Here is a 20,460-nt window from a genome sequence, read left to right on the forward strand (position 1 = left end):
GTATCTTCAAAATCAGAAATCCCTTGAGGGCAGGTAAGCTATTACTCATTACCCATTCCCCATTACCTATTCCCATTACCTAAACCAAAATCCTATGACTGTATCAAAAGAACTGAGTAGTATTTCCCAGCGTTTACAGGTGCGGCATTTACTCAAAGATACTCGATTTCAGACTGAAAGTTATGGTGCTGATGTGGTTCAAGGTTTGACACAAACACCAAAAACCTTACCCCCACGTTATTTTTATGATGATTGGGGTTCCCAGTTGTTTGAGCAGATTTGTGAGTTGCCTGAGTATTATGTGACACGTACAGAGACGGCAATTCTAGAAAAATATGCTGGAGAAATTGCCCAGGTGACGGGTGTTTGTGAGATTGTGGAGTTGGGTAGTGGTAGCTCAACGAAAACGCGACTGATTTTAGATGCTTATCAAGCTGCGGGTTTGCCGCTTTATTATCTGCCGATTGATGTGAGTGCGGGGATATTAGAAAGTAGTGCGAAACAATTATTAGTTGATTATCCGACTTTACGGGTACAAGCTTTGGCGGGAACCTATGAAATGGCTTTATCACAGTTAGGTGATGCAGTTTTAGCCAATAGGATGATTTGTTTTTTAGGCAGTACTCTCGGCAATTTAAATCCCCAGGAATGTGATGAGTTTTTATCACAAATTACGGCAGCTTTGCAGTTAGGTGAGTATTTTTTATTGGGGGTAGATTTGCAGAAACCCAAAGATATTTTAGATGCTGCTTATAACGATCGCCAGGGAGTGACAGCTGCATTTAACCTAAATATGCTCACCCATGTAAATCGCTTGTATGGTGGCAACTTTGATGTCTCACAGTTCACCCATTGGGCATTTTATAACGAAGACGAGCAGCAAATTGAGATGCATTTACGTAGCGATCGCCCCCAATCTATTCACTTCGATGCTCTCAACTTATCAGTAAACTTTGAGACTGATGAGACTATCCGTACGGAGATTTCTCGTAAGTTTAATTTAGAAAAGATTCAGCAAGAACTCAAAGCCAAAGGGCTGATTCCGCAACACGTCTGGACAGACGAGCAATCATGGTTTGGCTTGATATTGTGTCAATTGCAACTGAGTTAGGCAAGGGTAGGTAATATTGGCAATACAAGAAACCCATTTTTTAATACCCCGTCTCCCCTTGATGTTAATTTCTATCAGATTATTTTCGAGGGATTGAGATTGGTGTAGCATTTATCATCGCAGTAATACCGATTCAAAAAATGTTTGCAACATATCCAGAATATGAGATGTGATATTATAGCCTCTTGCTCCCTGCTCCCTCTACGCTAACACGTCTCTACAAAATTCATCTGTTGCCTTCTTTTTTCAAATTGGTATTACTCGACTGGAAAACCCTATTGTGGCGATCGCCTTCATATCAATTCAAACCAAACCCATCGCTGGCGCTAACCATGGCGAATATAATGTAAGGTGAAGTACCCCAACCAGCTTCAAAACTTTGGAAATTTTAGTAGATTCAAAAAGAGAATAAAAATGCTGAATGCAGTAGAGTTTCAAGCAAAAATCCAAAATGGTTTAATTCAGATTCCCGATCAGTACAAACAAGAACTTGGTGAAGGAGAAGATATTAAAGTCATTGTTTTGGTACAAAAAAAATTGTCTCAAAAAAAAGACATAATTGATGAATTGACTGAGCATCCCGTTCAAGTGAATGGTTTTCTCAGTCGTGAGGAAATTTACAATCGTTAGTTATGACAAATGTTATATCTTTTATTGATACCAATGTTTGGTTATATCGTTTTTAATATGAAGTTGCATAATAAAAAACCCCACCCTAACCCTCCCCGCTAGCGAGGAGGGAACAAGAATCTAGTTCCCCCTCCCCGCAAGCGGGGTAGGGGGTTAGGGGGTGGGGTCAAATTCTGTGCAGCCTCATACAGAATTGGTATAAGGAAGCAATCTCAAAGTCTAGTTTTCCCGTTACGATTGTGTAAGTCCTATTTTTGAAAAAGTTGGAGTTCTAAACCCCAGCAACAAACTCTCAAATACCCATCACTTACCCTTATTTGAAGAAATATCACCAACGCTTGCATTATTACCAATAATAGTAACCATAGTTCCCACATCGCTATTACTAACCGTCAAATTATTCACAATCCCGCGAATCGTTTCCTCTGTTTGCTGTTTGTCGTATCCTGCGGTTGCTAATCCTTTACCACCACACAACAAAGCAACGGGGAAATCTTCGGTTTCAAAGCTGAAAAATGGTGTTTGTTCGGCTTTACATAATTCCCGTGCGGTTGCGGGTACGGTTTTGCTGAGATAGTTCATTAAATGGGAAACCTTGACGACTTTATCCCCCGCTTGGTTTGCTGCACCTTGCAATGCTTCTAGGAGATGGTAGGTATAGACGCTCATTTTGCCATCGGGACGTATCCAGGATGATTGGTTTCCCGTGGAGGAGGTGAAAACGACTTTTCCCGCACCTTGTTTGAGTTCGTCGATGATATTTTTGGGTAAAGCACTTTCCACAAAGTTATCTGGTAAATCGCTATCTTGTGGTTCATCCTTGGATGATGCCATACCTTGGGCGTGACAGCTATCGATAATTACGAGTAATTGCTTTGCTGGGATTTGTTGTAATGCAGTATTAAAGTTTTCCGCAGGTAAAGCTGTTTTAGTTAATTTATGGGGTTTTGTATCGTGGGGAATTAAATAATATTGATTTGTGGATTTATCCAACCAGCCATGACCGGAATAATATATAAATATAGTTGCTTCCGGGTCATTTTCGGCTTGTTGTTTGAGCCAGTTTAAACCTTCTAATATATTTGCGCTGGTTGCGGTTTGGTTGGAGAGTAAGCGCAGGTGTTGATTATTGTCGATATAGCCGCATAATTTTTCGTCTGTGAGGAGGGTTTTTACTGCTCGAATGTCTTTGACGGTGGTTGGTAATGACCAATCGGGATAAGCGCATTCTCCGACACCGATTAGTAGGGCATAGTTATGGGAGAGGATGTTGGACATGGTGCGATTGGGTTGGGGTTTGTAGTATTTTAGATGTTGTTGGATTTCTTCGAGTATTTCCATGGCATGTAATGCGTATAGACCATCCATTTCTTGGGAATAACTTTGCTTAATCAAATCTCTTATTCTATTCTCAGAAAATCTTTTTTCTGGATAGTCATCTCTAGGATAGATAACTTCTGATTCATCAATAAAGTTAGGTTCATCGTAATCAGAACCAATTTGATTATTCCACAAGTAATCATCTAAATTAAATTGAATATTTTTCAAATCTGATGTATAATTATTTATATCCTTAGCGAAGCAAGAGCCATTGTATAAATCGTATACAAGGATATTATTAATAAATGCTTCTGGCGGCATTTCATTAAGGGCATACTTAGCAATTTTACGTATATTTAAATCTTCATGGTTCAGAAGTTGACATAAATTTGATATTGCCTCTACTGCTTTCAATTTTCCCAGGGTTTTTATAGAATTTTTAACTATGTCTAAGTTTTCATGTTCTAGAAGTTCAATCAATCTTATAACTGTCGTTTCAGATTGTATTTTTATCAATGTTTTTGTAGCACTTTCTCGTATATCTACATTCTCGTGTTCAAGAAATTGGATTAATCTGGGTATTGGTTCTTCTGACCGAATGTTCCCTAGTGAGTTGATTGCACTTATGCGTATATCGAAATTTTTATGTTCCAATAATTTAAGTAATACGGAAACTACAACTTCTATTTTAATTTCTATTAAAGATTTTATAGAGCTTTCACGTATATCTATATTTTTATCTTCAAGAAAGTTGATTAATCTGGGTATTGCCTCTTCTGACTGAATTTTTCCCAACGCATTGATTGCACTTATGCGTATATCTAAATTTTCATGTTCGAGAAATTGTATTAATTTGGGTATTACTTTCTCTAATTTGACTGCCCCCACAGCCTTAACTGCTATTTCACATACAGATGGGTATTCATGTTCGAGTAATTGAGGTAATCTAGGAATCATACCTTCTAAATCAATTACTAGCAGGGCAGCCATAGCGTAACGACAGATAGATATATCTTGAGTTTCCAAAAGATTTAGCAAGTGAGAAATTGCCTCTTGTGATTTGATTATTCTGAGAGCAGATATAGCATTTTTGCAAATAGATAAATCTTGATGACTAAGAAGCTTAATTAATTGACAAACTACTGATTGAGATTGAATTTCTCTTAATGCCTTGCTAGTACTCCAACGTACTAATTGTTCTTCATCTTCTATCAGTTTAATTAATTCATAAACAGAGGCTTCTGCTTTTATTTCTCCCAAAGCAATTACAGCTTCATCACGAACACATACATCATCATGCTTTAAAAGCTTAATTAATGTATCAATAGTTGCTTTTGATTTTATTTCTCTTAATGCAAATGTAATATGAAAATGTGGATGATAACTTTCATCATCTTCAGGAATTGAATATTCATGTTCAAAAAAACGCATTAAAAATGGAATAGCTTCTTCTGATTTTGTTTTTCCGAGTAATTTTGCTTTTAACAATACAGGAATATTTAAACTTTCGACAAACCCAACACTTTTCTCCTGCCACTCAACCCTAACCTCCCCTGCTAATCTAGCTCCAAATTGCCAATCAACCTGCAAAGCCAACCTGACAACCCGCAAAGCCAAAACCTCATCATCCACCAAACCCAACATCAATGCTGTGGGTTCTGTCCATTTCAAATAATTTAAATAATCCCATTGTAATTCATCATCAGTCAGTTTTTTCTTCTTAACCAACGACCACAACTTTTCTGCCGCGTAATATTCTTGAATTAATTGATGACGAAACTCAATTTTATCTCCTGCAACAATTTGGATTAAATGGCACTTTAATAAATCATTTAACCAACGCTTTGCATAGACACGAGGCTGATTAAATTTTTCTTCCTGTAAATACTCGCATAAAATATCTTCTGCTTCTTCCCTATTAATACTCAAGCGAAAATCTGTAGATGACGAACTCTGCATCATTTTAAATGCTAATTCTCGCAATAGATTGAAACACCAATCCTGATAATCTTCGTAAACTTGTACACCTCCTTTTAGCCTAGTGTCACGAGAATAAGCATCTGTAAATACTCGAAATACCGAACCCAAATTTGGCGGTATTTGATTTCCGTTGCTGGCAAATACCAAACACAACATCATTAACAGTAACGGTGTTTCCCCAAATTCCCTTAACCTTCCTCCCAACTGTTGCAACATCGCTTCCCCGGTTTCACCCAGATACCCGCGCACAAATTCTCCCATTTGGGTTTCTGTGAGGGGTTGCATTTCCAGCTTGTTGTCAATTCCTAAATCTCCACCTACCCCTAAATCCCGCGTCGTGAATATCATTGGGGTGGTTTGCTGGTAATCTTGGTGAAATTTTTGTAAGTTGCGCTGTGCTTCTGGGGATGGTAATTCGTTGACACCATCGATGAGCAAGAAAAAATTACCCTGTCGCAATAGTTGTTTTACGGTTTCGCTGTCTATGGGTAAAGTGGGGTGATGGCTATGGAGAAAGGCTGTAATTAAGTCGATGGTGGATGTTTCGTAATATCGTAGTTCTACGAGTACGGGGATTCGGGTTTCTCCGGTAGGTGATGAGATTGCTTCTTTCCGCTTCGCTGCACTCGCAATGACGGGGTTTGTCTGGTTTTCAGTCGTTGGTGAGATTGCTTGGTTTTGCTGGGTGGCGATCGCAATGACGGATTTATCTTCTTTGTCCCCCGTGTTTCCCAACCCTTCTGCTAATTCCAAAAGCAACCGCTTCAAAGCTGTGGATTTTCCCGAACCGGGACGACCTATCAAAAGTACGTGTTTTGGTGCATATTTCCGCAAACCTTCCAGAATATTTAATATTTCCCGTTCATTCCTAGATTCTAGGAATGCTTCTCTCTCTGGTTTCTGGGTTTCTGGTTGGCATAGACTTGCTTGCAAATCGAATAACAGTGATTTTACCTTTGCTATCTCTTGGTCACGGTTTTTACCTACCACATCCGTGATGGTGTAGCTCTCCTGCCATTCAGCATATTTTTGGCAAATCGATTCTAGATAAGCTCTCCAGTCAATCACCGCCATTCCTTAACCACGAGAATCAGGACTTAAAAATTACTATAGCGTGATGATTGATATCTAGGATATTTGGGGATTTTGGGATTTTGGGATTTTGGGGGCGATCGCCTCTACTCATAGCCTCTACTCATAGCCTCTATTCATCACCTCTACCCATCGCCTCTATCTATATATATAGATACTCCGATAACTAGTTTATTGTGTTGACTATTTTCTAAATTTATTTTCCCAATTGCGATCGCTCCCCTGCATAAACCCAAAATTCTCAACGTCTATATGATCACAAGCAAAAAACACAAACACACAACACACAAACACAACAGGAGTATCAATCATGCAATTCTTACACTCTATCAAATCCGCTAAAGCTCTGGGTCTTGCTGCTATCAGCGCTGCTACGATGATTACTGCCAACGTTGCACCAACCATGGCTCAGACTGCTCCCACCCGTACTATCACCTTCCACAACGCAGGTTTTTACAACGCTGATTTCTTTATTACTCACTCCATTCCCAGGCAAGCTCGCGCCCTTCAAGCCATCAACCTACCGCTAAATCAGCGTCGCTCCTTCCAAGTCCCCCTCTCTGCATCAGGTACAGTGATCACCGTAACGATGCGTAAAAACACTGACCGGGGCGTATTCTTCCAACGACAATTCCTCGTAGATCGGAATAATATTTGTTTCCAAGCCGACGGGACACTCTTCAATCCCAGTGGCAGAGTTGTTCCCTGCTAACGCAACAATAATATCTGTTTTAAGACAAGCGGCACCATCTTCAATCCTAGTGCCAGTTATTGCTAATGACCTAAACCAAAACTCCTCCAGTCACTCACATAACTGGGGGATTTTTTTATTGACTCTACTATCGCTGTTTTGTAACCACGAGAATCAGGACTAATTACCATAGCCTGATGATTGATATTTGGGATATTTGGGATATTTGGGATATTTGGGGATTTTGGGGGCGATCGCCTCTACTCATAGCCTCTATCCATCACCTCTATCCATCACCTCTATCTATATATATAGATACTCCCATAACTGGTTTATTGTGTTGACTATTTTCTAAATTTATTTTCCCAATTGCGATCGCTCCCCTGCATAAACCCAAAATTCTCAACGTCTATATGATTACAAGCAAAAAATGCAAACACACAACACACAAACACAACAGGAGTATCAATTATGCAATTCTTACACTCTATCAAATCTGCTAAAGCTCTGGGTCTTGCTGCTATCAGCGCTGCTACGATGATTACCGCCAACGTTGCACCCGTTTTCGCACAAGTGGCACCCACCGCGAACATTGGTTTCTCAAATCAAGGAGCCTACGACGCGCGCTACTTTGTCACTGGACAGATAAAAAGTTTTGACGGAAGAGTTCTCCGAGTGCTGAAGACTTTTGACAGCCAAAAAATGATGGCGGGGCAAAAACAATTGGCTTCCTACCCGCTCACTGAACAAGAAATTCGCCAAGGTGCAGGGCGATTTGTCACCGTGACAGGTCGTATGAACCATAATAACCAGGTCTTTATTCAACGCACCTTCCGTCTGGACAATAATCTTTGCTTTTTCAACACCCAAACCGTATTCAATCCCAAAGGAAATTTCCGTCAGGGTTCTTGCTAATTCACAGCCCAAACCTCATCACAAAATCCCCTTCTGTGGATGTCATCAAGAAGGGGTAGATACAACGCAAGGTTATATTTCGTTGATTACAGCTTCGCCTACAAGTTTATTCGCCACCTTCGCTACTCTACCGAATCCAACATTCAACAACGATTGCAGCTAAATACAGTGATTTTAGCAAGGGCGATCGCTCCCCTATATAAACCCACTATTCCTCATATGTATCTCATCACAAGCAACAAACACAAACGTACACACTATGCAATTCTCACACTCTATTAAATCCGCTAAAGCTCTAGGTCTGGCTGCTGTCGCCGCAACTACTATGATGAGTGCCAACATTGCACCAACTATGGCTCAGACTGCTTCCACCCACACTATCACCTTCCACAACGCAGGTTTTTACAATGCTGATTTCTTGATCACTCACTCCATTTCCAGCCGACTTCCTTCCGTTCAAGCCATTAACATACCCCTAAATCAGCGTCGCTCCTTCCAAATCCCATCAGGTTCAGTAGTTGTCCTGATGATGCGTAAAAGTGACAGTCAGGGCGTATTCTTCCGACAAAAACTTGTAGTAAAAAATAATATTTGTTTCCAATCTGGCGGGACACTCTTCAATGCCACTGGCAAAGTTGTTTCCTGCTAACGCAACAGCAGCTACACCTTATCCAAACATCCCCTTATCTATTTTCAGGCGAGCGGTGCCATCTTCAATCCCACCGCCAGTCCTTGCTAATCACCTAAACCACAATTCCTCCAGTCGCTCACATAACTGGGGGATTTTTATATATATACTCCCATAAATGGCTTGATGCAGCTGCTTCATTTCATGACGTTGAGAACAAGTCAGGCAGATGTTGCATTCTTTGATATATTTTGTTAAATTTTTGTAAATTTGTATATTTGCTATACAACATATTTTAATTGTCAATATTCAAGATACTTTTTATACCAAAAATCCATGAAGATTATGTAAAATCTTGGCAAAGGCAGTGACTTTTAATGTCAGAAATACTAGTATTTTAGAGATATTACGAAGACAATATGTAGAAACAGTAAATATAGAGTTTATTTTCTTTAAAGCCTTAGAATTTACTTCAGTGATTGTACGGTGGTCATCTGGTGCAGGCTATGGATAACTGTTCTACAATGTTTTCAAATCTAGGGTTTATGGTTCCACCTATGGGTAGAGTGCAAGGAATTCTTAAAATCTCTACATTATGATGAAGGCAAGACGGATGTTTTTTAATAGTTTCTTAAACACGAGAGATTTTTTCGGTGTTTGCACGGAATATTTACAGGATGACTTTCATGCGTAAACCTGTTCTCACAATCTTTTATCAATACAATCCGTGGAATAAAACTATTGGAGGAATTCAGACATTAATCAACACCTTTATTAAGTATGCTCCTGAGGAGTTTACCGTCCGCCTAGTGGGGACTGGTAGCGACAGCAAGCAACCTATAGGTGAATGGCAACAGGCAGAATTTGCAGGCAGGGAGATTAGTTTCCTGCCTTTGTTGACTATAGAAAATGATAATGTCAGAAAGCTGATACCAACGACTATTAAGTATACGACTGCCCTGTTTGGGCGTTGCTATGAGTCGGATTTCATGCACTTCCACCGTCTAGAGCCAACCCTGGCAACCCAGAAGTGGCAAGGGGAAAAGACTCTGTTTATTCACAACGATATCCAGACACAAATGCAAGCTGGGGGAAATAAAAATGCAATCCTGTGGCGGAGATTTCCCACAGTTTATTTTGCCCTAGAAAAACTATTGGTCAAGCAATTTGCGGAAATTCTCTCCTGTAATACAGATTCCGCAAGGTTATATCAACAGCGTTATCCCGATTTAGCAGAACGGGTGGCGTATATCAAAAACTCCTTCGATGATCAGATATTTTACCCGCTAAGTCCGGAAGGGAAGGAAGCAGCAAGGGCAGAAATGGCATCCCAGATGGGTTTGCCAGCATCTACTCGGTTTGTGCTGTTTGCTGGTAGACTGCATCCCCAAAAAGATCCGATTTTATTGGTGCGATCGCTAGCTGCCTTAAACGATCCCTTGGTACACTTACTGATCGCTGGAGACGGAGAACTAGCAGAGGAAATCCAAGCTGAGATTGCCCGGTTAAATTTAGCCTCAAGGGTGACAATGTTAGGGGCGGTCACAGCTCAGGAATTGTCGAAATTGCATCGTCTCAGTAGCGTATTTGCTCTGAGTAGCGCCTACGAAGGTTTACCCTTGGTAGTATTGGAAGCACTAGCTTCCGGTACACCGATAGTTACAACCCATTGCGGGGAAACTCCCAAACTATTAACTACTGATAGTGGGGTAGTTTGTGCTGAACGGACACCAGTTTGCATTGCCGATGGTTTGCGTCGAATTCTTCTACAACCGGAGAATTACCCCATCCAAGCTTGTGTGCGAGCAGCACAACCCTATGCTGCCAGCAAGGTAGTGGAAGATGTCTACAGTCAAATGTGGCATCGTTGGGAGCAACGTTACCCAGCTTTAGTAAATTAACAACCAGTGTGTTTCCCTATTCTGCTGCCGTGGAAGTGCCAGCAGGTGACTTGGCATAATAATCACCCAAAACACTTACAAAACATACTAAACATAGTAAGAAGATGAAAATTGCAGTTATCGGTGCAAAAGGTCTACCTCCTAGGCAAGGTGGTATTGAACATCAATGTGCAGAAGTTTACCCTCGAATTGTCGCCGAGGGGCACAGTGTAGATTTATTCGGACGGGCAACTTACACAGATTCTCCTTGGTTAGATACCTATGATTTCCAAGGTGTGAAAGTCATTTCCATGCCCGATATGCGGATGCGGGGAGTTGATGCTTTCGTGACTTCTGCTCTGGGGGCGATCGCCGCCACAGGGAAAAAATACGATATTGTGCATTTTCATGCCCTCGGACCATCCCTATTTACCGTCCTACCACGCATTGCTACCTCTGCCAAGGTGGTTGTCACCTGTCAAGGACTAGACTGGCAACGGGCAAAATGGGGTACTTTCTCCACTCGCTTGATTCAAATGGGGGAAAAAGCCGCAGTTCGTTACGCTCACGGCTTAATTGTTGTATCTGAAGCTCTGAAATCTTACTTTTGGCAGAACTACGAACGGGAAACAGTATACATCCCCAACGCTCCAGCTAGTTATGGGGAGTCAGACCCACATTTTGCCTATGGTCAACAGTTAGGTTTAACATCAGGTAAATACATGGTCTACGTCGGTAGACTAGTTCCAGAAAAACGCCCGGATTTACTCGTAGAAGCCTTTAGCCAACTTAAACCCCCTGGTTGGAAATTAGTATTAGCCGGTGGTGTCAGCGATACCCAGTCATATACCACCAAACTCCTAGAACAGGTAGCAAATAACCCGGATATTATCTTTGCTGGGGAATTGCGGGGAGCCAGGTTATGGGAAATTGTCCGAGGTGCGGGGCTATTTGTTCTCCCCTCCGACTTAGAAGGATTACCCCTAGCCATGCTGGAAGCTATCCAGGAAGGTATTCCCGTTCTAGCGAGTGACATTTTGCCCCATCAACAATTACTCAATGGTGGCAGAGGTACAATGTTTACTGCTGGGGATGGGAACGCTTGTATTCGTGCCATGGATTGGGCAGTCAATCACCCCCAAGACTTGGCAGTGATGGCAGAAAGAGCCCAAAAACATATCCAAGCGCACTACAGTTGGGAAAACATTTCCTCGGAAACCTTAAAACTTTACACCACATTGTTAGATACCCCCGACACCGTCAGAGTTGGTGCAAATACAGGTGGATTGGCTGGTGTGATGGGTAAGGATTAGGTGCAAGGTGTGAGGGAAGAAAGTAAAAGCGGAGCCTCAGGGGAGTGGGAGAGCTAGGGATATTTTTGATATTCACCTTTCCCCAATAACCTCTTCCCAATTACCTATTCCCTCAGGTCTCAAATATTGATAGGGTGCTACTAATTAAAATCAGGAATATTAAATAGTAAAGAAATGGCAAAAGGTATTTCATCTTTAGTAGCAGTTTTAAAACGACGTGGTTTACCGGCAGCAGCAGCTTTTGTGGCTGTGATGGGTGCGGCGGGAGCTTATTTATTACTAAGTCCCAAATTATACGAAGCATCTGCCAGGATGATGCTGGATGACAAGCGAGTCAGTGTTTCTGACTTAGGGCGTGACCTGACCCAGGTAACTTCAACTACACCGGGTGGTCCGAGTCCCCTGGCTGACCAAGCCGAATTGGTGAAATCGGAGAAGGTATTAGAAAAGGCGATCGCCGCCACCTATCCTCCAGGAGTGAAAGACTCAATCACCCCAGAAAAGCTGAGGAAGAAACTCAAGGTAAAAATTGTTCCAGCTACGAATATTCTGGAATTCAAATATGAAGCCAGAGATGCCCAATTAGCGGCGAAACTGTTGAATGTGATTGCCCAGACGATGGTAGAAGAGAATACCCGTACCATCAGTTCCCAAGCCACAAAAGTCCGAGAATTTCTGGAAAAGAAAGAGGTTCCTGCGGCACAGCGTAACTTGACTGTGGCAGAAGCCAACGAAAATCGCCAAAAACAGGCAAGTGGGATTGTTTCCTTTGATGAGCAAAGCAAGAGTGTGGTGACGAGCTTGGCAAGTTTGGAAGACCAAGAAAGAACCGCCCTAGCTCAGTTACAAGAGTTGCGATCGCGCGCTGCTTCCCTAGAAAAAATTACCAAAACCACATCCCTCGACAAAGCTTATAGTGCTGTGCGCACTGGACAGGATGAGGAAGTCAAAAAGCTACGCTCTAAGCTCACAGAATTAGAACAGCAAGTCATCCAAGCTAAACTCAAATTTACCGAAGAACATCCCACAGTCACAAAACTCGTCCAAGAACGGGATGCAGTCAAGGCAATGTACGAGCAAGAGGTGGCACGAGTCTCCCCCGATGGGCAAAGTCAAACCACCAATTTTGCCTCCGATGACCTCACCAAGGATTTAACTGCTCAGTTAATCACCAATCAAACGGAAAGTCTAGCTGTCCAGAAAAAACTCCGTGTTATCCAAGCAGAGCGAGCTAATCTCCAAGCACGTCTAGGTAAACTACCCCTACAACAACAATCCGTCGCTGCTCTCACCCGCAAACGGGAAGAAGCCGCCGAATCTCTAAAAACCCTGCAACGCAAGTTAGAAGAAGCTCGCATCGCCGAAGCGCAAAAAGTCAGCAACCTCAGCATTATCGAATTTGCCAAACCTGGTACCTCTCCCAGTTCCCCGAAAATTCCCGTGGTGTTGGTTGTGGCAACGGTTTTTGGTACTGTTCTGGCAACGGGTATCATCTTGCTTCTGGAAGCCATGGATAACACCCTGCGCAGTGGTTGGGAAGCTCAAGACTTGTTGAAATTACAACTGCTCGGTGTCCTACCCCGTCTACCTGGAAGTACTCTGAAATTACAGTCTGCGGATACGTTCCTCGATGATATCGGCTCCGTGGAACCCTACCGGATGCTCCTGAAAAACATCGAATTCCGTAACCTGGAAGACCTAAATAGCATTGTGATCAGTAGCACGATTTCCGGTGAAGGGAAGTCTGTGGTTGCTTCCCACCTAGGAGCAGTTTCGGCGATGCTCTCCCGCAAAACCTTAATTATTGATGCGGATTTACGTCGTCCCGAACAACATCGAATTTTCCACCTTGAGCATAAACCGGGTGTTGCTGATGTCATTGCTGGTAATCTTTCCCTGATGGAAGCGGTACAACCCTCCGGAACAGAGAATTTGTCAGTTCTCACCTGCGGGGAAATGCATAACCGTCCTTCCCAACTCCTAGAATCACCAGAGATGAAAGCCCTAATTGCCGAAGCCACCGCCAAATTCGACTTGGTAATTATTGACACTCCTCCTCTATGTGCTTGCGCTGATGCTTCTACCTTGAGTCGTTATAGTGACGGTATGGTAGTAGTTACACGTCCCGGCTTTACCCTGAAGGAAATTCTCCAAAAGGCAGTAGTTGATTTAACTCATAATGGGGTAAAAGTTCTCGGTATTGTCGTGAATGGCATGACCTCAGACACAGATTTATACTACCGTTACCCAGTAACAGGCTATCAACCCAAATTAACCCCCACAAACAAGAGCTTCACCGCTCTGAGTGGTGGAAAAAATTCTAAGTAGCCATCATCAACTGCGTACACCAGGACAGATGAAAATAGGCATTGGGCATTAATTATTTCCCCCTTGTCCCCCTACTCCCCTTGTCCCCCTTGTCCCCTTGTCCCCTACTCCCCTCCCCCCCTGCTCTCTGCCTCCTTTGCCCTGAAATGCTAGATAATCAAGGTTCAAATCGTTCCATTTTTGCTCTGATAGTCGCGTGCGTTGGTATCGTACTGGGAATTGGTGGTGGTTTTCTTGCCGGCGCTCAACCGCTTTATTTAGGGTTGGGTGTGGTGGCGATCGCCATCTGTGTCTATTTCTTTAGCAGTTTTGAACAGGCTGTCCTAGGGTTATTAATTTTACGTAGCTCCCTGGATATTTTATCGGATTTACAAATTCCCGCCGCCTTTGCCATCGGAGTTGATATCCTGGCAGTCCTATATGTGGTTTTTGCGGTACTAACTGGTAAAAAAGTCTACACAGATAATTTCTGGTGGTTTTTCCTGGGATGGGTCTTTCTCCAAGCTATGTGGATGGTTCTCCTACCCCTGGGGGGACTGGGACTTGACGGTTCTTTCCTGGCTGCCAGTGCGCGGGAGTGGGTACGGTTATTTTCTTGGGCAATGGTGTATCTTTTGGTGATGCAGCTTCAAGATACAATCCCCCCCCAACGAGCAATTTCCCTGCTGCTCTTGGGATTAATTGCCCCCCTCCTTTTAGCATCACTCCAGATGTTCGTCCCCTCCATACTGCCTCCGATTCTCTCCCACGATGGCGGAACAGACGCAGCATTAAGCTTGGCGGGGGAGTCTCGCATCCGGGGAACCCTTGGACATCCCAATACTTTCGCCACCTTTGTGCTATTGTTCATCGGTTTGACTTGGTGGAAACTCGGACAATCTAGAGAAAAATGGCAATGGTTGATATTACTGGGGACTTTAGTATTCTTTTACGTCAGTACTAAAGCCCTGTTTAGCTTGATGATGATTGGTGTTTTTGTCTTGGTGCTAATTGCTCCTCGCTTAAAACCCTTAAATATCATCGCTGGTTTATTATTAATTGCCGTAGTGCTGGGTTTATTTGCCAGTAGCGAATTTGGGCAAGCTCGTTTGGCTTCCCTAGGGAATACTCCTCTGTTTAACCCCGACATGGATGTTTCCCGCGCGATTTTACTTTCCCAAGGGGATAATAACAGTTTTAACTGGCGACTTTCCCAGTGGTCATATTTATTACAACGTTGGGAAGATTATCCGATGTTGGGTTATGGATTGGGGTTGAGTACCTACGTCAGCACTAACCAATTGCTGCCCCATAATGATTATGTGCGGGCATTGGTGGAAGGTGGGATTGTCGGGCTGGTTGTTTATCTAGGATTTTTTATTGCCCAAGGTGTGCGCTTATGGCAATTGCTAAAATCACCAAATATCACCCCTTCCCAGCGTCAACTTTGTCAAATTCTCTTGGCAATTTTAGCCGCGATTCCTTTGGGGATGATTACTGAAAATATCTGGAGTCATACCACCTTATTCTTTTATTGGTGGACGATATTGGCGATCGCTGGTTGGAATTGGCAACCCCAAACAACCACACAACAACTAGAATCCCCAGATTTGGGAGTATCCAGCTTGTTGCAAAAATCAAGAAAGTAGATATCGTTACCCGTTTCCCATTCCCCAGCAATCTATGCAAAATTTTATTGAATATATCTTCCAAGACTGGCAAGCAAATCAAGATACTAGCTCTAAGTCTCGATTTGTCTTGGTGATGTTTCGCTCTGCGCAACTAATTTGCCGTTTACCCGCACCAATTTCTACTATATACAAGTTTCTCTATCAATTTATCGTCGAGTGGATTATGGGGATAGAATTGCCCTATGACACCCAAATCGGCAAAAACCTGAAATTAATCCATGGCATTGCTCTAGTCGTCAACCATCACACCATCATTGGTGAAAACTGTACCCTCCGTCATGCTACCACTATCGGGAATAAGCAATTGGCGGATGGTTCTCCCAGTGCTGCACCCAAAATTGGCGATCGCGTTGATATTGGTTCTAACGTGGTGATGATTGGTGATATTACCATTGGCGATCGCGCTGTCATCGGTGCTGGTTCCGTGGTTGTCAAAGATGTGGCAGCCAACACCATTGTTGCAGGCAATCCCGCCAAAGTTTTAAAAGTCTTGGAAACAGCGACAGTGACATAGTTTGTGTTGACAATGTATATACATTTTTGTATATTCATGGCAGGGACAATATGACACCAGATTTATGCAGCCAAATACAGCAGCATCTAAACAGCCCAACCGCGACTTCACTATCAACATCAGGGTACAGCAAGGGCAACGAGATTTAATAGATCGAGCAGCAGCAGCAGTAGGTAAAAGTCGTTCTGATTTTATTTTAGAGACTGCTTGCCGAGAAGCGGAAACTGTTTTATTGGATCGTCGGCTTTTTTTGTTGGATGAACAAAAATTTCAGGAATTTATTGCCCTGCTCGACACCACACCAAATCCCCAACTCCAGAAACTACTCACCACCAAAGCTCCTTGGGAGTAAGTTGTGAGTGACGAAAAACAAGAAATTCAGGCTCCCCAACCTTTGAACCAAAACCATGATTGGCAAGAGTTTGACTCTGGTAACGAGGAATTAGATCTATGGTTAAAGCAACGAGCATGGAAAAATGAGGGTAGTGGCGCATCTAGAACCTATGTAGTGACGGTGCTAGAAAAAGTCATTGCCTATTATTGTTTGGCAAATGGCAGTGTGGTTAATACTACTGCCCCAGGTAAAGTTAGACGCAATATGCCAGATCCCATTCCAGTGATGGTGATTGGGCGATTAGCTGTAGATAGGCGTTGGCAGGGGCAAGGAATCGGCTATGCTTTGGTACGGGATGGGATTTTGCGTACTCTGCAAGCGGCAAAGATTGCGGGTATCAGGGCAATCATAGTTCACGCGATTTCCCCCCAGGCAAAGGAATTTTATGAGAAATGTGGCTTTATTGCTTCTCCCGTAGCACCAATGACGCTGATGCTGCCCCTCACTAATATCATATCTGGCTGAACTTTTGTCTACCGCGATGGCGCCCCAGTTTCTATCATAATTTTCATAACCTAGGCGATATTCCTACCCAACCCCTAATTATAGCTTGGATAATTACAGAAGAACCTCTCACCTGAGTTAGGTTTTTTTCTCTCGTTTGGTGGTTAAGATGTTGAAGTTTGTACAAACCTACATATTTTGGAGGTAAAAAAATGCCAAAGGTTTCTGTGGTAATACCTGCCCACAATGCCATGGCGTACCTGCCAGAAACTCTAGAAAATGTCTTGCAACAAACCTTTACAGACTTCGAGGTTCTGATTGTTAATGATGGTAGTTCCGACAACATTGTATCATGGGCTACTGGAATTTGTGACACTCGCGTCAAATTAATTTCCCAACCCAATCAAGGAATATCTGCAACTCGCAACACGGGGATAGCCTTGACCACAGGAGATTATATCGCTTTCTTGGATGCTGACGACCTCTGGGAGCCAACCAAATTAGCCAAACAAGTGAGTTATTTGGATTGCCATCCCCAAGTAGGTTTGGTATACACTGGAATGTTATTTATTGATGAGCGCAGTTACTCCACAGGTAGAATTATCCAATCAAAGGTAGAAGGTAACGTTTTAGACAAAGTTCTCCTTTCAAATCCCATTCCTTGCTCCTCGGTAATGATACGTCGTCAATGTTTCGCTGAGGTGGGTGTATTCGATCGCAACTTACGTTCCATTGAAGATTGGGATATGTGGATTCGCATCGCAGCTCGCTACCCCCTAGGTGTGATTCCCGAAGCTTTGATGTATTATCGTCAAGTTCCGAACAGTCTGTCAAAAAACTACCAAGCAATGGAAAAAGCTTTTGTGACTGTGATTGAAAAAGCTTTTAGCAAAATTGCCCCACCAGAATTGCTCAATCTCAAGTCTCGCAGTTATGGTGATGCCTATCTTTGTTTAGCCTGGAAATCATTACAAAGCAAGGATAGAAACTACCAACAAGCCGCAAAATATCGCCGCCAAGCTATTGAATCTAATTCGCAATTGCGTTTTTCTCCCGAATTTATGCGTTTAAGCTTGGCGATCGCAATTATGTCGTTTTTAGGTGTTGCAGGATACAAAAAAATCCTAGAAATCCTGTATTTTCTACGGAGAAAAATCTTTTTTGTCCTCTAATTTTTTTCTTTGCAAGTAGCTTAATTTAAATTTAATGATAGTATATATCGGTATTATCATTATCTTCATCTTGCATCTGCTGTACCAAACAACAGCAATTACTATTAATTACTGTGTTTGCTGCGGTACATAAGTTACTAACAAAAGATGCTCTCACTGAACAATTACCAGCCTAGTTTATAGGTTGGTAAAGCTGAATTATGAATTTCCTACCGCAGTACTGAGCAGTGCAAGATGTGATCAGCTACTACTTGTACTTGCCGTAAGGAGTCACAAGATGCCAAAGGTATCTGTAGTCATTCCAGCCTATAATGCTATGGCTCATTTGCCAGAGACATTAGAAAGTATACTGAGGCAGACCTTCACTGATTTTGAAGTTTTAATCATCAATGATGGCAGTTCTGACCAAATCATCCCATGGACAAAAAAGATTACAGACTCCCGTGTCAAATTAATTTCCCAAGCGAATCAGGGTGTATCTGTAGCCCGAAATACGGGTATTAATTATGCCCAGGGTGACTATGTTGCCTTCATTGATGCAGACGATTTGTGGGAAGCAACAAAACTAGAGCAGCAAGTGCAGTACATGGAAACCCACCCAGAAGTTGGTTTATGTCACACTTGGTTGTTCCTCATCAATGAACAAAGTCAACCCACAGGGAGGGTTCTCGGTACGGAAATCACAGGAAATATTTGGCAACAACTCCTGGAAAAGAATGTGATTGCTTGCTCTTCTACTTTTGTCCGTCGTAACTGTTTCCGTGACGTTGGTTCCTTCGATAGGAATTTACGTGTAGCAGAAGACTGGGATATGTGGTTACGGATTGCAGCTAAATATCCAATTGGGGTAATTAAAGAACCTCTAGTGAGTTACCGTTTACATCCCCAGAATAAGTCGAAAAAATACGCTTCCCGTTTAGAAGACCTGAGATTAATTATCGAGAAAGCTTTTCAGTCTGTTCCCTTTGAACAGCTACATCTGCGTAATCGTAGCTATGGTCACATGAATCTATGTATAGCATGGAAGTGCTTACAAAGTAGTGATACACATTACAAAAAGGCAAAATTTTTCCAGTCTCAAGCCTTAGCCCATTATCCCCAATTGCGTTTTTCCCGTGAATACATTCGCTTAAGTCTAGCTTTAGCAATGATGCATTATTTGGGGCTGAATTCCTACCACAAAATCCAGGAGTTGACATATATGTTACAACGGTCTTTAGGACGTTTGCGTCACCTCACTTTATCCCTAGATTAAATCTCTCAACCCGTGCTGATTTTGCATGGGAAAATCTCTCTCTAGTTATAGATAGCAAATAAATATATTTTCTGAGAGGATAATTAGGCGATCGCTATTTATTTCTCAGATTTTTTTATGCCTGTAGTTTCGGTTGTCATTCCCGCTTATAATGCAATGACTTATTTGCCAGAAACCTTGGCAACTGTATGGACACAAACTTTTACTGACTTTGAAGTTATTCTCGTTGATGATGGTAGCACAGATCATCTCGGCGAGTGGGCAAAGGGGATTACCGATTCCCGTTGCAAGTTTATTTCCCAAACCCACCAAGGTGCAGCGATCGCCCGTAATTTAGGTATTAGTATAGCCCAAGGTGAGTATATCGCCTTTCTCGATGCTGATGACTTATGGCATCCCACAAAGTTAGAAAAACAAGTCAAATATCTCCAAAAAAAACCTGAGATTGGTTTAGTATACACCTGGACAGCCCTAATTAACGCCCAAGGTCAACCCACAGGTCGATTTTGGACATCCCACTGGGAAGGAAATGTCTGGGAAAGAATGGCGATCGTTGATGAAATGATTGGTAGTGGTAGCAATCCCCTAGTACGTCGCTCCTGCTTAGAATCCGTAGGATTTTTTGATTCTGACTTGACAGGTTGCCAAGATTGGGATATGTGGATTCGCATTGCCGCCAAATACCCTTTTGGGGTGATTAAACAACTTCTGACTTTTTACCGCAATCATCCCCAAGGAATGTCCAAAAATTTGCCCGTAATGCAGCACAACCGCTTGAAAGTCATTGAAAAAACCTTTGCTCACCAACAATCTTCCCAACTAAAAAATCAAGCCTATAGTTGCACCTATCTCTACCAAGCCTGGAATTTTATTGATCAAGGTAATTATCAACAAGCTCATTATCACCGTCAACAAGCCCTTGCTCACAATCCGCAACTATACCATAATGAGAACTATCTGCGCCTCAGCCTAGCCATCGCGATGACTCGCTTTTTAGGTAATAGTAGTTACAAGTCTATACGTAGTCTTACCCATTGGCTACACCATCTCTTCATCCATATTTCCCACAGTAGTTAATTCTGTATTCGCTCTCACAACTTGATTAGTTATATTGTCAACAATT

19 protein-coding genes are annotated in these 20,460 nt (G+C 42.4%); 18 read left to right on the top strand and 1 reads right to left on the bottom strand.

From position 1 onward, the window contains the following. Positions 1-94 precede the first annotated feature (94 nt). Both egtD and IJ00_RS06500 read left to right on the top strand, forming a co-directional pair. Positions 95-1,111 (top strand): L-histidine N(alpha)-methyltransferase, encoded by a 1,017-nt coding sequence (gene egtD / locus IJ00_RS06495; RefSeq protein ID WP_035151159.1) that lies wholly within the window; start codon positions 95-97, stop codon positions 1,109-1,111. A 414-nt stretch (positions 1,112-1,525) separates the two neighbouring features. Then, positions 1,526-1,741 carry a hypothetical protein gene (locus IJ00_RS06500; RefSeq protein ID WP_035151162.1) on the top strand — a complete coding sequence of 72 codons (216 nt, stop codon included), beginning with the start codon at positions 1,526-1,528 and terminating at the stop codon, positions 1,739-1,741. Between the two features lie 303 nt (positions 1,742-2,044). On the opposite strand, the gene IJ00_RS06505 is transcribed toward IJ00_RS06500, so the two are convergent. After that, positions 2,045-6,109, bottom strand: coding sequence for a HEAT repeat domain-containing protein (locus IJ00_RS06505; RefSeq protein WP_168163431.1), 4,065 nt, complete (start codon positions 6,107-6,109; stop codon positions 2,045-2,047). 334 nt (positions 6,110-6,443) lie between these two features. Between IJ00_RS06505 and IJ00_RS06510 the strand changes: the two genes are divergently transcribed. The 16 genes from IJ00_RS06510 to IJ00_RS06570 all read left to right on the top strand — a co-directional run bounded on the left by IJ00_RS06510 (position 6,444) and on the right by IJ00_RS06570 (position 20,414). Continuing rightward, on the top strand, positions 6,444-6,845 hold the full coding sequence (locus IJ00_RS06510; protein WP_035151165.1) for a hypothetical protein: 402 nt from the start codon (positions 6,444-6,446) through the stop codon (positions 6,843-6,845). A gap of 176 nt (positions 6,846-7,021) precedes the next feature. Beyond that, the gene (locus tag IJ00_RS28795; protein ID WP_168163432.1) at positions 7,022-7,168 is read left to right on the top strand and encodes a hypothetical protein; all 147 of its coding nucleotides are present in this window, start codon (positions 7,022-7,024) and stop codon (positions 7,166-7,168) included. 127 nt (positions 7,169-7,295) lie between these two features. Next, positions 7,296-7,739 carry a hypothetical protein gene (locus IJ00_RS06515; RefSeq protein ID WP_035151169.1) on the top strand — a complete coding sequence of 148 codons (444 nt, stop codon included), beginning with the start codon at positions 7,296-7,298 and terminating at the stop codon, positions 7,737-7,739. Positions 7,740-7,778: 39 nt separating this feature from the next. Further along, positions 7,779-8,021 (top strand): hypothetical protein, encoded by a 243-nt coding sequence (locus IJ00_RS28180; protein ID WP_144415996.1) that lies wholly within the window; start codon positions 7,779-7,781, stop codon positions 8,019-8,021. Next, complete coding sequence (locus IJ00_RS06520; RefSeq protein WP_035151171.1) at positions 7,999-8,388, top strand: hypothetical protein; 390 nt, start codon at positions 7,999-8,001, stop codon at positions 8,386-8,388. The genes IJ00_RS28180 and IJ00_RS06520 overlap by 23 nt, the downstream gene beginning before the upstream one ends. 334 nt (positions 8,389-8,722) lie before the next feature. Continuing rightward, positions 8,723-8,881 (top strand): hypothetical protein, encoded by a 159-nt coding sequence (locus IJ00_RS28800; protein ID WP_168163433.1) that lies wholly within the window; start codon positions 8,723-8,725, stop codon positions 8,879-8,881. Between the two features lie 172 nt (positions 8,882-9,053). Next, positions 9,054-10,268, top strand: coding sequence for a glycosyltransferase (locus IJ00_RS06525; protein ID WP_035158552.1), 1,215 nt, complete (start codon positions 9,054-9,056; stop codon positions 10,266-10,268). Positions 10,269-10,372: 104 nt separating this feature from the next. Beyond that, entirely contained in the window at positions 10,373-11,560 is a 1,188-nt protein-coding gene (locus IJ00_RS06530) for a glycosyltransferase family 4 protein (protein ID WP_035151174.1), read from the top strand. 174 nt (positions 11,561-11,734) lie between these two features. Beyond that, positions 11,735-13,888: a polysaccharide biosynthesis tyrosine autokinase gene (locus tag IJ00_RS06535; RefSeq protein WP_035151177.1), complete on the top strand. Its 2,154-nt coding sequence runs from the start codon at positions 11,735-11,737 to the stop codon at positions 13,886-13,888. A gap of 146 nt (positions 13,889-14,034) precedes the next feature. After that, positions 14,035-15,516 carry an O-antigen ligase gene (locus tag IJ00_RS06540; protein ID WP_046814973.1) on the top strand — a complete coding sequence of 494 codons (1,482 nt, stop codon included), beginning with the start codon at positions 14,035-14,037 and terminating at the stop codon, positions 15,514-15,516. 34 nt (positions 15,517-15,550) lie between these two features. After that, a complete protein-coding gene (locus tag IJ00_RS06545) occupies positions 15,551-16,072 on the top strand; it encodes a serine acetyltransferase (RefSeq protein WP_035151181.1) in 522 nt (173 codons plus the stop codon). A gap of 64 nt (positions 16,073-16,136) precedes the next feature. After that, positions 16,137-16,424, top strand: coding sequence for a DUF1778 domain-containing protein (locus IJ00_RS06550; protein WP_035151183.1), 288 nt, complete (start codon positions 16,137-16,139; stop codon positions 16,422-16,424). Between the two features lie 3 nt (positions 16,425-16,427). After that, positions 16,428-16,931, top strand: coding sequence for a GNAT family N-acetyltransferase (locus tag IJ00_RS06555; RefSeq protein ID WP_035151185.1), 504 nt, complete (start codon positions 16,428-16,430; stop codon positions 16,929-16,931). 191 nt (positions 16,932-17,122) lie between these two features. Further along, positions 17,123-18,082: a glycosyltransferase gene (locus IJ00_RS06560; protein WP_035151195.1), complete on the top strand. Its 960-nt coding sequence runs from the start codon at positions 17,123-17,125 to the stop codon at positions 18,080-18,082. A 277-nt stretch (positions 18,083-18,359) separates the two neighbouring features. Beyond that, positions 18,360-19,337, top strand: a complete 978-nt coding sequence (locus IJ00_RS06565; protein ID WP_035151196.1) for a glycosyltransferase — start codon at positions 18,360-18,362, stop codon at positions 19,335-19,337. 117 nt (positions 19,338-19,454) lie between these two features. After that, positions 19,455-20,414, top strand: coding sequence for a glycosyltransferase family A protein (locus IJ00_RS06570; RefSeq protein ID WP_035151197.1), 960 nt, complete (start codon positions 19,455-19,457; stop codon positions 20,412-20,414). Positions 20,415-20,460 lie beyond the last annotated feature (46 nt).

The sequence above is a fragment of the Calothrix sp. 336/3 genome, assembly GCF_000734895.2.
Classification (GTDB): domain Bacteria; phylum Cyanobacteriota; class Cyanobacteriia; order Cyanobacteriales; family Nostocaceae; genus 336-3.